This window comes from Promicromonospora sukumoe 327MFSha3.1 (assembly GCF_000385135.1).
Classification (GTDB): domain Bacteria; phylum Actinomycetota; class Actinomycetes; order Actinomycetales; family Cellulomonadaceae; genus Promicromonospora; species Promicromonospora sukumoe_B.
The window spans coordinates 75,114-90,257 of record NZ_ARQM01000014.1 but is presented as its reverse complement, the minus strand read 5'-3'; the positions used below and the strand labels follow the sequence as shown (position 1 = coordinate 90,257).

The 15,144-nt window shown below is 73.0% G+C and carries 10 protein-coding genes; 8 read left to right on the top strand and 2 right to left on the bottom strand.

Annotated features, from left to right (window positions below):
• Window positions 1–4: 4 nt before the first annotated feature.
• The 5 genes from H291_RS0122860 (at window position 5) to H291_RS0122840 (ending at window position 8,136) form a co-directional block, all read left to right on the top strand.
• Entirely contained in the window at window positions 5–2,536 is a 2,532-nt protein-coding gene (locus H291_RS0122860) for an ATP-binding protein (RefSeq protein WP_020017352.1), read from the top strand.
• Window positions 2,533–4,530: a hypothetical protein gene (locus H291_RS0122855; RefSeq protein ID WP_020665187.1), complete on the top strand. Its 1,998-nt coding sequence runs from the start codon at window positions 2,533–2,535 to the stop codon at window positions 4,528–4,530. The genes H291_RS0122860 and H291_RS0122855 overlap by 4 nt, the downstream gene beginning before the upstream one ends.
• On the top strand, window positions 4,527–5,147 hold the full coding sequence (locus H291_RS32885) for a hypothetical protein (protein ID WP_157237271.1): 621 nt from the start codon (window positions 4,527–4,529) through the stop codon (window positions 5,145–5,147). The genes H291_RS0122855 and H291_RS32885 overlap by 4 nt, the downstream gene beginning before the upstream one ends.
• Window positions 5,144–6,442: a M23 family metallopeptidase gene (locus tag H291_RS31310; protein ID WP_020017350.1), complete on the top strand. Its 1,299-nt coding sequence runs from the start codon at window positions 5,144–5,146 to the stop codon at window positions 6,440–6,442. The genes H291_RS32885 and H291_RS31310 overlap by 4 nt, the downstream gene beginning before the upstream one ends.
• A gap of 173 nt (window positions 6,443–6,615) precedes the next feature.
• On the top strand, window positions 6,616–8,136 hold the full coding sequence (locus tag H291_RS0122840) for an MDR family MFS transporter (RefSeq protein WP_020017349.1): 1,521 nt from the start codon (window positions 6,616–6,618) through the stop codon (window positions 8,134–8,136).
• A gap of 90 nt (window positions 8,137–8,226) precedes the next feature.
• On the opposite strand, the gene H291_RS0122835 is transcribed toward H291_RS0122840, so the two are convergent.
• Complete coding sequence (locus H291_RS0122835) at window positions 8,227–9,549, bottom strand: SMI1/KNR4 family protein (RefSeq protein WP_157237270.1); 1,323 nt, start codon at window positions 9,547–9,549, stop codon at window positions 8,227–8,229.
• A 60-nt stretch (window positions 9,550–9,609) separates the two neighbouring features.
• Between H291_RS0122835 and H291_RS0122830 the strand changes: the two genes are divergently transcribed.
• Entirely contained in the window at window positions 9,610–10,560 is a 951-nt protein-coding gene (locus H291_RS0122830) for a ribose-phosphate diphosphokinase (RefSeq protein WP_026366034.1), read from the top strand.
• Window positions 10,561–10,587: 27 nt separating this feature from the next.
• Here the strand turns inward: H291_RS0122830 and H291_RS0122825 are convergent, their stop codons facing one another.
• On the bottom strand, window positions 10,588–12,027 hold the full coding sequence (locus tag H291_RS0122825) for a CCA tRNA nucleotidyltransferase (RefSeq protein ID WP_026366033.1): 1,440 nt from the start codon (window positions 12,025–12,027) through the stop codon (window positions 10,588–10,590).
• A gap of 204 nt (window positions 12,028–12,231) precedes the next feature.
• Between H291_RS0122825 and H291_RS31305 the strand changes: the two genes are divergently transcribed.
• On the top strand, window positions 12,232–12,867 hold the full coding sequence (locus H291_RS31305) for an NUDIX hydrolase (RefSeq protein WP_051109607.1): 636 nt from the start codon (window positions 12,232–12,234) through the stop codon (window positions 12,865–12,867).
• Window positions 12,864–15,113, top strand: coding sequence for a DUF6049 family protein (locus H291_RS0122815; RefSeq protein ID WP_020017344.1), 2,250 nt, complete (start codon window positions 12,864–12,866; stop codon window positions 15,111–15,113). The genes H291_RS31305 and H291_RS0122815 overlap by 4 nt, the downstream gene beginning before the upstream one ends.
• Window positions 15,114–15,144: the final 31 nt, after the last annotated feature.

The following is a 15,144-nucleotide window of genomic DNA, read 5'->3' as shown; positions in this document are numbered from 1 at the left end:
CCCCATGCTGAGCCACATCTCGGCCCTGACCGACGGCCTCATGTGGACCCGCACAGGGACCGTGTGGGCGGTCTGGCGCGTGTCCCCCGTGCCCTACGCGTTCCAGCCGGACGACAAGAAGCACGCGGCGCGGCGCCACCACACCGCGCTGTACCGCGCGCTGCGCGGCGAGTCCCTGCACCTCGGGCTGACGGCGGCCACCGACCCGGCCTCCGTGGTGCTCGCCATGATCGAGGGCGTCGACCTGACCGAGCGCGAGGCCTGGGCCGCCGAGTGCGAGGCCACCCTCGACTTCCTGGAGCAGATCCCGATCGGGCGCCGCGTCCACTGGATCGCCGCGCCCCTGGCCAACCCCGGCGCCAAGGCCTTCATGGAGCCGCTGCAGGCGAGCTGGACCACGCTCCAGGACACCCTGATGATGCCGCGGTCCGTGCCCGGCCGGCACGCGATCGGCGAGCGCGCCGCCCAGGCGGAGGCGCTGCGCAAGGAGATGCCCTCGGCGTTCGACCCCCAGCCGGCGTCGGTGGCCGAGATGGCGTGGATGTTCGGCCACGCGATGCAGCGTGGCCTCGGGCTCGACACCGCGGTGCCGGTGGACGGTTCGCTCGACGCCGAGATGCACCTGTCCGGTCCCTCGGTGCTGCCGTCCGCGCTCATCGACCCGGCGGGGCAGACCGACTCCGAGAAGAAGCTCGGACCGCTGCAGATCCTGAAGCGCCCGTACGTGAAGGTGCTCGACCCGACCAACCCCGAGCTCGCGTCGTACCAGACGACGCTCGTGGTGAGCGACACGCCGTCGGGCGGGATCGTCTACCCCGGGTGCGAGTGGATCGGGCGCGTCGACGAGTCCGGCGTGCCGTGCGACTGGGCCATCCGCATGACGGTGCGCTCGCGCGACGAGGTGACCAACCGCAACCGGCGCGCGGTCCGCACGCTCAACGACCAGTTCGACCAGCGCTCCGAGGAGGAGCGTGCCGGCTCGTCCCTGGACACGACGGCGCGCGCCCTGGGCGAGTACCAGGCGGTGATGGACGCCGACGAGCTCGAGGTCGAGGTCGACGCCACCACCATGTTCACGGTCTCGGGCCACACCCCGGAGCAGGCACTCGACGACGCCCGCGACCTGACCAAGTACTTCGCCGCGATGCAGTTCTCGCTGCGCACCGACCCGACGATCCAGCCGACGCTCTTCGACGCCACGCTGCCGGGCATGCCGACGCCGCGTGCCGTGCGCGAGTACTCGCAGATCACCACGGCACGCGCCTTCTCGGCGGCGGTGCCGTTCGCGACGACCGAGCTGGGCGACACCTCCGGCTCGCTGTTCGCCCTGGAGATCTCGAACGGGGCCGCCCGGCCGAACCCGGTGTTCGTGAACCTGGCCGGCGCCACCGACAAGCTGGACGTGGCGCTCGCGATGGGCTTCGTGGGCGAGCTGGGCTCGGGCAAGTCGGTGAGCATGAAGACGGTGGCCATGGACAACGTCGACATGGGCGCCACGCTCATGGCGGTGGACCACACCGAGATGGGCGAGTGGGGCATCGCCGTCTCCGAGATCCCCGGCTCGCAGGTCGTGGAGATCTCGGAGGACGCGACGGTCTCGATGGACCCGCTGCGGATCCTGCCGCCCGCCCAGGCGCCCCGCGTCGCCCGCGCGTTCCTCACGGTGCTGCTGTCCGTGCAGACCAAGTCCGAGCAGAACGTGCTGCTGTCCAAGGTGCTGCAGACCGAGTACATGTGGCGGCACAAGATCACGTCGCTCGGCTCGCTCGCCCGGCACCTCGAGGAGGAGTGCGAGTTCCCGGGCGCCCGGATGCTGGCCGACGAGATGCGCATCTTCTCGGAGCTCGACTTCGGCCGCGCCCTGTTCGACGACACGCTGCCGCCGCTCGACCTGTCCTCCCCCGCGATCGTGCTGCACACGCACAAGATGCAGCTGCCCTCGCGCGCCGACATGGAGCACGGGCACCTCTTCGCCGAGCTCAAGGCCGAGAAGGTGTTCGGCCGCGCCACGTTCGCGCTCATCGCGGCCCTGGCGCGGTACCGCTGCTTCGCGGACCGCTCCCGGCTCGACATCTTCGCCGCGGACGAGGCGTCCAAGACGATGTCGTCGCCCGAGGCGGCCGAGGAGATCGGCACGTTCATCCGTGACGGCCGTAAGCACAAGGCCGCGCTCCTGCTCGGTAGCCACGACGCCGAGGAGGACTTCGGCAACGAGGTGGTGCGCGGTCTGATCCCGTTCCGCGTGCTGCTGCGCCACCGCGACTCCAACCTGGCCCGCAGAGGCCTGCGCTGGTTGCACGGCCTGCCGACCGACGCCCCGGTGGACGAGGGCCTGGTCAAGCTGGTCACCGAGGGCACCGCCCCGGTGACGGACTCCGCCGTCGGCGTGGTCGAGGAGCGCCGGGGCGAGTGCCTCATCCGCGACTTCCAGGCCCGGTACGGCCGGGCGAAGGTCATGGCGCCGCTCGTCGAGAAGCGCGCCCAGACGGTCAAGACGACGCCGACCAGCTCCTCCGGTGCGGTGATCGGGGCATGATCCGGCTGGCGCCCCTCGCGTTCGCCGACCCGCAGGGTGGGCTGAACCTCGAGGACACGCAGGGCGTGGACTACAACCGGTTCACGCTGCAGTGGGACACGGGCTCGCCGTGGAACCCGCTCAACGTCGACTCCGAGATCTTCTCAACCCTCGCTGGCATGTTCTGGGTCTGGTACCGCGACATGGTGGCCGTGCAGATCTGGGTGCTCGACTGGGTGCTCGGGATGGACTGGCTCGGCTACATCCTGGCGCCGCTCGCCGGGCTCAGCGTCATCGTCAAGGGCATGATCGCGCAGGTCGGCCTGCTGAACCTGATGCTGATCATCCTGGCGTTCGTGGTCGGGTGGTGGCTGCTCAAGGGCCGCTACGCGGGCGGGTTCATGGAGCTGATCATCGGCTGCGTCATCGCCGCCCTGGCCACCGGGTTCCTCGCGGACCCGATGGCCGTGGTCGGCGGGCAGGACGGCGTCATCGTGCAGTCGCGGGACGCCGGCATGGACATCGCGACCGGCTTCGCCACCGAGGGGGCGTCCTTCCAACGCGACGCGACGGTGATCCGGGACGGCCTCAAGGGCCAGCTCGTGGACACGCTGCTGCGCGCGCCGCACCAGATCATCAACTACGGGTCGGTGATCGACGGCACGGGCTGCGAGGACACCTACACGCAGAACGTGGGCCGGGAGAACGCCGTCGACGAGATCGGCGGGTGCGACGCGGCCTACAAGGAGGCGTCGTCCACGGTCGACGCCGGCACGGTCGTCTCCACGCTGAGCCTGCTCACCACCGGGTTCGTGTTCCTGCTGCTGTCCGTGGTGATCGTGGGCGGCACCATCTTCGCGGTGCTGCTGCTGGGCTGGTCGGCGATCAAGCTGCTCTGGCAGCTGCCCGTCGGCGTCATCTCCAGCGGCACGCGCGCCCAGCTCTTCCGCACGTTCGCGAGCGTGGGCTTCGGCTGCATCCTCGTCGCGATGGCCACGATGTTCCTGGTCGCGTGGATGAAGATGCTGCTCGGCTTCTACGACGCGACGAGCGGGCTACCGTTCCTCGTGCGGCTGTACCTCTTCAACACGCTGGTCGTGGCGGGCGCCGTCTTCTACGTGCTCATGGGCGCGAGCGTGCGGCAGGGCCTGCGGGCCCTGGCCGACAAGCTCGCGGCCGCCGGCGTGCCCTCGCAGATCGGCGAGCCCGCCGCGATGCCGTGGGACGGCACGGCGAAGTGGCGCGACCGGTACAACAAGGCCAAGTCCTGGGCGGGCGTCGGGCTGGGCCCGGCCCCCGTGCAGCCGAACAGCAACGCCGTGGAGGTCGACGGCGGCGATGCCCCGGCCGCGGGGCCGTCCGCCATGGACGGCACTCCCGGTGCCGGAACGGTCGGCGGCGCGGCCGCCGGTGCGGCGGCGGGTGTCGCGGCGGGGCGGGCGATGTCCGACGACAACCGGACCGTCCCGATCCCCGTCGACGCCGCGGGCTCCGACAGCGGACCGGACGGCGGCCCGGGCAACGGGTCCGGCGGAAGCGCCTGGACCACGGCGGCCCGGACCGTCCAGGACGGTTCGCCCGACGGCGGACGGACGGCCGGGGACCAGGTGCCCGACGCGACGAACGCCGGCGAGAAGGTGTCGAACGAGCCGTCGCCCCACCTGCCGCCGACCGCGGGCGAGCGGCTCACCGACCGGCTGGGCAGCGCCGGCCGCGCGGGGACGTCGATCGCGCTGCAGGCGGGTGCCATGGTCGCGAGCGGTGGCACGTCCGCCGCGGCGGCCGGCGCGTCCAAGGCGCTCACGGTGGTCCGCAAGGCGGGGCAGGCCAAGCAGGTGCTCGGCGCCGTGCGCGGCCTGGGCCGGCGGGGCGAGCGCTCGCAGAGCGCGGCGCGGCTCGCCCAGTCCCTGAACGCGGCACGGCAGGGCGGCGCGGCACCGGGCGCCGGCCCGCAGCCGTCCGCCATCGTGCACAACCCCGGACGACGTCAGATGCGAGGGCTGGGCCGCTCATGAAGCGAACTGTGATCGTGGTGCTGACCGTGATCGTCCTCGCGATCGGGACCTGGATCGGGTGGCCACGCGAGGGCGGTCCGGCGGCCGACCCGACGGCGGAGGTGGGCGACGTCGTCACGCCGGGCGGCCAGGACGACTTCGACAACCCCGCGGGCACGTCCGAGGACGCCGACGACGCGGCCGCCACCGAGGCGGTCGACGACCCGGCGGCCGGCGACCCGGCGGTCGAGGTGACGGCCGAGCCGGAGTTCGACGAGGCCGCGCCCGCGAAGCCGGTCGAGGCCACGTGGGACCAGGCCGTCCGGCAGGCCGCGCGCGACGCCGCCCTGGCGACCATGACCGCGTTCGCGGCGAAGGACCAGGCTGGGGACGCCTGGTGGGACGGCCTCAAGCCGCTCCTGACGCCGCAGGCGCAGCCGGTCTACCAGGACGTCGACCCGCGCCTCGTGCCGGTCACCGAGGTGACCGGCGAGCCGGAGGTCACCGACGAGACGTCCACGCTCCTCGCCGAGGTGGCCGTGCCCACGGACATCGGCGCCTACACGGTGCTGCTGACCCGGGTCGACGGCGCGGCGCCCTGGCTGGCCGAGCAGATCAGGCCGCCGGAGGGGTCGTGAGCGGGCGGGACACCGTCGGGCTCGCGACGCGGGCCGTGTCGCAGGCGGTCCGGACCTCGCGACCGGGCAACGGCAGGAAGAAGGACGACGCGACGCGGCGTGCCGTGCTCGTGCTGGCCGTCCTGGCCGCCGCCGTCCTGGCGGTGCCGGCTGCGGTGATCGCGATGGTCGTGCTCGTGGGCGGCGCGGTCAGCGAGAACCAGTCGCAGAACGGCTGCAGCATGTCGGCGTCGGTGGTGCCCGCCGGACAGGTGGAGGCCGCCGGCGGCTTCACGGCCGAGCAGCTGCAGAACGCGGCCGTGATCCTCCAGGTCGGCGAGGAGCGCGGGGTGCCGGCCCGCGCGCAGGCCATCACGGTGATGACGGCGCTGGGCGAGTCCGGCATGCGCAACCTGAACTACGGCGACGACCGGTTCGGGGTGCGCAACCCGGACGGCTCGCTGACCTCCTCGATCGGCATGTTCCAGGAGCAGAAGTGGTACGGCACCGTCGAGGAGCGGCTCGACCCGGTGCAGTCGTCGGGCCGGTTCTACGACCGCCTGCTCGCCGTCACCGGCTGGGAGACGCTCGAGCCGACCATCGCGGCCCACAAGGCGCAGCGGAACGCCGACCCGTACCACTACCAGAAGTACTGGGACCAGGCGCTGGAGGTCATGCAGCTGGTCAGCGGTGCCGACCCGCAGGACCTCGAGGCGCTCTCGCAGTCCATCCAGGGTTCCTCGGCTGCCGCGCCGTGCATGAGCGGCTCGATCGGGCAGGCTGCCGTGGGCATCGGCGGCTGGGCCAACCCGGCGGTCGGGACCAAGGCCTCCGGGTTCGGCCCCCGCAACACCGGCATCGCGGGCGCGTCGACGTACCACCTGGGCCAGGACATCGCGGCGTCGTGCGGCACGCAGGTCTACGCGGCCGCGGCGGGGCGCGTGGTGATCTCCGGCGCGACCGGCTGGGGCACCGGCAACACGATCCGGATCGAGCACGGCATGGGCCTCGACTCGACCTACGGGCACCTGCTCACCGGCACCAACCTCGTGCGCGTGGGTCAGACCGTGCAGGCCGGGCAGCAGATCGCGTCCATGGGCGGCGACTCGCGCATCGACCCGGCGGGCGCCGGGACGTCGTCGGGCTGCCACCTGCACTACGAGGTGCGGATGAACGGCGAGGCCGTGGACCCGGAGCCGTTCATGGCCGGGCAGGGCGTGACGCTCGGCGTCGCGACGCCGGTCACGGAGCCGGTCTCCCCCACGGGCGGGCCCGCGGACGGCGACGCCGAGCCGGCTGGCGCGACGGGGAACTGAGCCCGCGCCGGTCCATGCCCGACCGATGATTTCTGCTCACCGCAGACGTCGACAAAAACAGGTCGCGATCATCGCCGGGAATACTCGACGATGGTCCGGCGTCGTTAGACGTAGGTCGTGTGCAATGTCGCTCTCGATCTCGGCCCGCGCACCGTACCGAGAGGGCAATCCCCATGACGACCGACATCCTTGACACCGCTGATCCGCTGGACGACCGCACCAGCCGCCCGACGTCGGGCGGCGCCGTGGTCGACGCCCCGGCGCGCCCCGACAAGCTCGCCCCCGGCCACTTCCGGGCCATCGCTCTGCTGATGGCGAGCGCCTTCACCGTGATCCTCAACGAGACGACCATGTCGGTGGCCCTGCCGCCGATCATGGACGAGCTGGGCGTGACCCCGACGGTCGGCCAGTGGCTCACCACGGCGTTCCTGCTGACGATGGCCGTCGTGATCCCGGCGACCGGGTTCCTCATCAACCGGCTCGGCACGCGCGGTGCCTACCTGCTTGCGATGTCCCTGTTCACCGTCGGCACCGCGCTGGCGATGATCGCGCCGGGCTTCGGCGTCCTGGTGACGGGCCGCGTGGTGCAGGCGACGGGCACGGCCATCATGATGCCGCTGCTCATGACCACGATCATGACCATCGTGCCGGCGCACATGCGCGGCCGGGTCATGGGCAACGTCGGCCTGGTCATCGCGGCGGCTCCGGCGCTCGGCCCGACGCTCTCGGGCGCGATCCTCGAGCCGCTCGGCTGGCGCGGCGTGTTCGGCGTGGTGCTGCCGATCTCGGTGCTGGCGCTGGTCGCCGGCCTGCTGTGGATCCGCGACGTCAACGACAAGGAGCACCACACGCTCGACCCGCTGTCGCTCCTGCTCACGCTGGTCGCGTTCGGCGGTCTGGTGTGGGGCCTGTCGGGCCTGGGTGAGGGCGCGCACGCGGGCGGCGGGCTGAACCCGTGGATCCCGCTGGGTGCGGGCCTGGTGTTCCTCGGCCTGTTCATCTGGCGGCAGATCGTGCGGCAGCGGACCGACTCCGCGCTGCTGGACCTGCGCACGTTCCTCGAGTCCAACTTCCGCGTGGCGATCGGCATCATGGCGGTCGCGATGCTGGCGATGCTCGGCACCCTGATCGTCCTGCCGCTGGTGCTGCAGGACGCGATGGGCCTGTCGCCGCTCCAGTCCGGGTTGATCGTGCTGCCGGGCGCGCTGGCGATGGGCCTCCTGGGCCCGGTCGTCGGCCGCTGGTACGACCGGGTCGGACCGCGTCCGATCCTCGTGCCCGGCACGGTGCTCGTGACCCTCGGCATCGGGATGCTCGCGTTCCTGCACCCGGGCATCTCGCCGTTCTACGTGCTCGGCGCCCACGTCCTGCTGAGCCTGGGCCTGGCCGCGGTGTTCACGCCGCTGTTCAGCGCGGCGCTCGGGGTGCTCAAGCCGCACCAGTACTCGCACGGCTCCGCCACGATCAACACGGTGCAGCAGGTCGCGGGTGCGGCGGGTATCGCGCTGTTCATCGCGATCATGACGCTCCGGTCGGACACGCTGACCGCCGCCGGGGAGTCCGCAGCCGATGCTCTGACGTCCGGCGCCAGCCTGGCGTTCGCGATCGGCGCCGGCGTGATGGCGCTGACCATCGCGCTGGCGGTCCTGATCAAGCGGCCCGAGACCGACGGCGAGTTCCACGGCGGGCACTGAGTCGGTCGGCATGACGCCGCGGGCATGACGAGGGCGGGGCCTCCTCCGGGAGGCCCCGCCCTTGTCGTGTCCGGAGCTGGTTCGTTCCGGTCAGCGCCCGAAGAGTCGGCCCAGCAGGCCCTTGCGCGGAGCCGCTTCCGCGTCCGGGGAGGATGCTGGGCCCTTCGGACGATCCCCGGCCGGCCTGGTCAGCCGGGTGACCTCGATGATCGGCTGCCCGCGCAGCTTCAGCAGCCGGTTGGCCGCGGCGATCGCGTCGGTCAGCGCCGGCGGGTGTGCCCGGTCGGGCACCAGCCCGGCGGCCTTGAGCGTGGTCGGCACGGTCCCCGCGTCGAGCCGTTCGGCCCAGGCAGCTGGGTCCAGGCTGAGGAACTCGCTGTCCGACGGCGGGTGCGGGCCGGCTCCGGCACCGGCAGGCTCGTCTTCCGGCTGCCGGGAGGTGCTCCCGCCCGCCTCGGCCCGCCGCCCCACCAGCAGCGCCGCCAGGCTCTCCGCCCGGTAGGTCGCCCCGGCCCGCTGCTCGTGGTCGAGCAGCACGATCTGCCCCAGGTGCCCCTCCGGCCCCGGCGCGAGGTCGGCGGCCCAGACGTTGCCGGCGCCGTCCGTCCCCACGGGGAACCAGAGCGGCGAACCGACCGCGGACTGCACCCGGCCCGCGGGATCCGCCCGCGCCGAGGTGTCCGCGTCGTCGGTCCAGGTGCTGAACCGGGCCGCGGGCAGGAACGCCTCGCGCAGAAAGCTCCCGCGCAGCGGCACGATCTCGAACCCGCCGAACTGGTCCTCCTGCGGCTCGAACCGCAGGTTGCCCGACCCGGCCGCCGCGTACAGGGCCCGCACCTCGGCGGTCAGCCGCGCGCCGTCGGGCAGGGCCGCCTCCGCCTCGTCGATCTCCTCGGGCGCCGCTCCGACGGCGTCGGGCATCCGCTCCGCGACCACCCGCGTCACCGCCTCGGCGTCCGCGGATGCCGCCGGGGTGCCGCCAGGCGGCGGCGTGATCGTCTCCCGGTACCGTGCCGGGAGCGCGCCGGGCTCCAGCACCACCTCGAGCACCGGCGTGACCGGCCCGGACACGACGGCGGGCGGCAGCGCGACGAGCTCGACCACGTCGTCGTCGGGGTCCGCCGCGGCGACGACCCGCACGGGCTGCCCGGCCTCGGGCGCCAGGTCCGCGATCGCGCGCAGGGCGTCGTCGAGCTCGGCCTTGGGCCCGCGCCCGCCGGTCCGGGCGGCCTCCCGCGCGGCCTCGCGGTAGTGCGCGCGACGGTCGGCTGCGTCGCCGTCGTCCAGGTAGGTCCCGTCCCAGGTGCCGGCGCCGACCGTGCCGGCGAACTCGCTGACGCCCGTCCCGGGCGGCGCCGACCGGCGCAGCGCGTCGACGAAGGGCTCCCAGACCTGCCACTCGGTGAGGCTCACGATCCACATGATGCCTGCTCCGGCCGGGCGTGTCGGCTCGACGTTCCGTAGACTCCAGCCATGGCCGAGGTGAGGGTCTTTGCCGGAACCGGGGGCCAGCGTTTCGCTCGGGAGATGTGTGCTGATCTCGACGTCCCGCTGAGCCCGATCAACATCCAGCGCTTCGCGAACGACTGCCTGCAGGTCCAGCTCCTGGAGAACTGCCGCGAGCGCGACGTCTATCTCGTGCAGCCCGTGGTGCGTCCCGCGCAGGAGAGCCTGATGGAGCTCCTGCTGATGGTCGACGCCGCGAAGGGCGCCTCGGCCGCGCGGATCACCGCCGTCATGCCGCACTTCGCGTACGCACGCTCGGACAAGAAGGACGCCCCGCGCATCTCGGTCGGCGGTCGTCTCGTGGCGGACCTGCTGGAGACGGCGGGCGTGAACCGCATCCTCACGATGACGCTCCACGCGCCGCAGGTGCACGCGTTCTTCCGGGTACCGACGGACCAGCTCAACGCGCTGCGTGAGCTGGCGGCGCACTTCCTGCCGAGCGACCTCTCGAAGGCCACGGTGGTCTCCCCCGACCTGGGCAACGCGAAGAGCGCGTCGGCGTTCGCGAAGATGCTCGGCATCCCGGTGGCGGCGGCCGCGAAGGAGCGGTTCGACGGCGACCGGGTCGAGATCACCTCCCTGATCGGGGACGTGACCGGCCGCGACATCATCGTGCTCGACGACGAGATCGCCAACGGCTCCACGATCCTGGCGATCCTCGACCTGCTCCGGGAGCACGGCGCGCGCAGCGTCCGGATCGCCTGCACGCACGGCATCTTCGCCAACGATGCCGCGCACCGCATCGCGGCCGACCCCGACGTGGTCGAGATCGTCACCACCAACACGGTGCCGTCGACCGGCCTGCTGAACCACGACAAGCTGACGGTGATCAGCGTGGCCCCTGCGTTCGCGGAGGCGGTCCGCCGCATCCACAGCGGCGAGTCGGTCAGCGCCCTCTTCGACCCGACGCACGTCTGACCCCGCACAGCGGTCGAGCGGCGACGCCTACCCCCGCTCGGCCCACCACTTCCTGAGCTCCTCCGTGGCCGCCTCCTCGCCCAGCGGGCCGCGCTCCATGCGCAGGCCCAGCAGGTACTTGTAGGCCTCGCCGACCTCGCGCGACGGCGAGATGCCGAGGATCGCCATGATCTGCGTGCCGTCGAGGTCGGGCCGGATCGCGTCGATCTCCTCCTGCTCGCGCAACGCGGAGATGCGGTCCTCCAGGTCGGTGTACGCGTCGGACAGCCGCTTGGCCTTGCGCTTGTTGCGCGTGGTCGAGTCGGCACGGGTGAGCCGGTGCAGCCGCTCCAGCAGCGGGCCGGCGTCGGTCACGTAGCGCCGGACGGCGGAATCGGTCCAGGCGCCGTCGCCGTACCCGTGGAACCGCAGGTGCAGCTCGACGAGGCGCGACACGTCCTTGACCACCTGCTTCTCGTACTTGAGCGCCCGGAGCCGCTTGGCGGTCAGCTTGGCGCCGACCACCTCGTGGTGGTGGAAGCTGACGCCGCCGCCGGACTCGAAGCGGCGCGTCGCGGGCTTGCCGATGTCGTGCAGCAGCGCGGCGAGGCGGAGCACCAGGTCGGGGGCGGGCACCGCGCCGTCGGCGCCGGTCTCCTGCGCGATCGCCTGGTCCAGCACGGTGAGCGAGTGCTGGTAGACGTCCTTGTGCCGGTGGTGCTCGTCGATCTCGAGCTGGAGCGCCGGCAGCTCCGGCAGCACCTGCTCGGCGAGGCCGGTGTCCACGAGCACCTCGAGCCCGGCCCGCGGGTTGTCGCTCAGGATCAGCTTGGTGATCTCCGCCTGCACGCGCTCGGCCGACACGATCTCGATCCGCTCGGCCATCGCGACCAGCGCGGCGAGCGTCCCCGGTTCCACGTGAAACGAGAGCTGGGCCGCGAACCGCGCGGCGCGCATCATGCGGAGCGGGTCGTCGTCGAACGAGCGCTCGGGCGCGATGGGGGTGCGCAGCACGCCGGCTGCGAGGTCGGTGAGCCCGCTGAAGGGGTCCACGAAGGTCAGGTCGGGCACGCGCACGGCCATGGCGTTCACGGTGAAGTCGCGGCGCGAGAGGTCGCCGTCGAGCGTGTCCCCGAACTCGACGAGCGGCTTGCGGGACGCCGGGTCGTACTTGTCCGTGCGGTACGTCGTCACCTCGACCACGACGTCGCCCCGGCGTGCGCCGATGGTGCCGAACTCCTTGCCGATGTCCCAGTGGGCGTCGCCCCAGCGCGCGAGGAGCCGCTGCGTCTGGTCCGGCGAGGCCGACGTCGCGAAGTCGAGGTCGTTGCTCGCGCGGCCGAGGAAGGCGTCGCGGACCGGGCCGCCGACGAGCGACAGCTCGTGACCGGCAGCGCGGAACTGCTCGCCCAGCTCCAGCGCGGCGGGCGCCATCTCGGTCAGCACGCCGAGCGCGCGGCGCAGCAGATCCTGCTCAGGGGTAGACACAGCCCAAGATTGTCCCAGACCCGGCGCGGCACCACTCACCGAGGTCCACCCGGCGGGCGGGCGAGTGCGCTCACGCCGCCGTCGTGCGGACGTGGTGCGGAGGTAAGGACGTGGTGCGGACGTGCCGGGGCGACCCGGTGCCCGAAACCGCCCGCACCCCCTCACCTGACCAGATCAAGGGTGGTCAGTCGGTAGTGTTGGGGCATGTCCACCCCTGTTCCGGCGAGCGACGGTCCAGACGGTCGCCCGGAGGTGCCCCCGCCGCCCGGCGGGGCCCCGTTGCGGGTGAACCCTGCCCGGCGTGCCGCCGCCGCGACCGCCCCCGTGCACCTGCCCATCGTGGACGAGACCTCGGCCGGCGGACTCGTCCTGCGGGCCGAGTCCGAGCGCCCCGAGGAGTTCAGCGCGGCAGTGCTGCTGCGCCGCAACCGCACCGGCCGCCTGGAGTGGTGCCTGCCCAAGGGTCACCTCGAGGGTCGCGAGACCCCGCAGGAGGCCGCGATCCGCGAGATCCGCGAGGAGACCGGCATCCGCGGCTCCATCCAGGCGGAGCTCGGCGTGATCGACTACTGGTTCACCGGTGAGGACCGGCGGGTGCACAAGGTGGTGCACCATTACCTCTTGCGCGCGGAGGGCGGTCACCTGACCGTGGAGAACGATCCGGACGGCGAAGCCGAGGACGCTCTCTGGGTCAGGGTGGACGAGCTCGCCGAGCGCCTGTCGTACCCGAACGAGCAGCGACTGGCCGCGGCCGCCCTGGATCTCCTCGTCTCCTCGAGGAACCTCCGGGACGCGCTGCGCGCCGACGCCTTCCCCACGGAGCGCCCCGACCTGCCATGAAGCAGCAGCCCGACCCCTCCCGCAGTCCCGCCCGCAGCCGGGCGGCCCGCCGTACCGGCACGTTCGGCGCCGTGCTCCTGGCGGGCGCGGTGCTCGTCGGGTCCGCCCTGCCCCCGGCGGCCGCCACCGGTCCGACGCCGGCGCGCGCCACCGCGGACGCCGCGGTCACCGAGCCGCTCGCCACGACCACCTCTGCCGAGGCCGGGGCGCTCGACGTCGCCGTCACCGACATCTCGCACCCCGTCGCACACCCCGGGGACAAGGTGACCATCCGCGCGGAGGTGACCAACACGAGCGACGCCACGGTGTCCGACGCCGTGGCCCAGCTGACCATCGACTACGTCGCGATCACCTCGCGCCTGGCGATCGAGGAGTGGGCCACGGCCGGCCTGCTCGACCCGGTCCGGGGCAGGCCCGCGTCGAAGTCGGTCGGGGACCTCAAGCCGGGCGCGTCCAAGAGCGTGTCGTTCACCTACGACCCGGGTGCCCAGGCGTTCGAGGGCTTCGGCGCGCGCAAGCTCGCCGTCGCCGCCGGCGACGCCTCGGGGCGCCTGGGCATCGCGCGCTCCTTCCTCGTGTACGACGCCGACGGCCTCGAGCGCGCACCGATGCAGCTCAGCGTCCTGGCCGCCGTCACGAGCCCGGCGATCGACCCGGCCGACCCGACCTCCGCCGAGATCGAGCTGGCCCAGCAGACGGCGTCCGGCCAGCGCCTCGACGGGGTCCTGCAGGTCGCGGAGAACGCGAAGGTGTCGCTGGCGATCGACCCCGACACCATCGGCGTGGCCGCGGCGTCGGACGACCCGGCGCTGATCGACTGGTCCCAGCGCATGACCGCGGCCGCCGCGGACACCACCACGTACGCCCTCCCCAGCCACGACCCCGACCTCGCCGCGCTCGCCCACGCGAACGTGCGCACCACGGGCACGCGCAGCTTCCTCCAGGCACCTCGCGAGGGGAACTGGGAGGTCCCGGAGGCGTGGCAGACCAACCTGGCCTGGCCGGCCGACGGCGTCGTGCCCGACGTCGCGACCCTCAGCCTGGCCGTCGCGGCGGACCGCCGGCAGGTCGTCGTCGGCAGCGGCGGTCTCGCGTACGAGGGCGCCGGTACCGTGACGGGCCGTGCGGACCTCCGCGTCCCGGGCGGCACCGCGCGCGCCGCGGTGGCCGACAGCGCCCTCACGCGGGCCTTCCTCTCCGCCACCGACCTGTCGGGCGCGGAGGACGGGGCGTCCGCGGAGAGCTCCGCCTCGACGAAGGCCGCCACCAGCGCGGCCACCCCGACCGAGGGTGCGCAGCGGCTGCTGGCGGAGACCGCCGCCGTCGTGAGCCAGACGCCCGTCGCCCCGCCGTCGCTGCTGATCGTCGCGCCGCGGACCTGGACGCCCGACGCCGAGGGCGCGAGCAAGATCCTGGACGAGCTCGACGAGGCGGGCTGGGTCGATGTCACGACCGTCGACACGCTCTTCAAGCAGGACGCCCCGGACGTGGCCCGAGCCGCCCTGGCGCACCGCAGCATGGCCAAGGCCGAGCTGGGCGTGTCGAGCGTCCGGGCCCTGGAGCGGGCGCGCGACGCCGTCGTCACGTTCTCGTCGGTCGCCGAGGACCGCGCCCGCGAGATCTGGGAGCCAGGTGTCACGCACCTGATCGCGCCGCTCGCCGTCGCGCACCGCGCCGACACCGGGCTGCGGGAGACGCTGGTCAAGCAGACCCTGGAGGCGTCGAACGCGCTCACGAAGCAGTCCGTCAGCGTGGTGCCGCGCCAGGACGTCAACTTCATCACGGACAAGGGCAACATCCCGGTCCGCGTGCGCAACACGCTCAACGTCGACGCGACGGTCACGGTGGTGCTGCGCCCTGACCACCCGCGCCTGACCGTCGACGACCGCATCACCGAGGTCATCCCGGCGGGCCGGGAGATGGACGTGCAGGTGCCGGTGCGGGCCATCGGCTCGGGCGACGTCCGGGTGGACGCTCACGTGCTCACCCCGAACGGCGCCAAGATCAACGACGACTCGTCGTTCCAGGTCCGCGTCCGCGCGGGCTGGGAGGAGCTCGGCACCTGGATCGCCGCGGGGCTCGTCGCCCTGCTGTTCCTGGCCGGGATCTGGCGCACGGTACGCCGCGGGCGGTCGCCGTACCGCGCCACCAGCAAGGACGTAGAGGAGGCCACGGGAACGGCCGCCGAGGCGCCGGGTTCCGCTCCGGCGGCGCCGGCGGACTCCGTGGCCGTCCGGGCAGAGTAAGGTTTCGGCCGCCGCACACGTCGGCCGAACA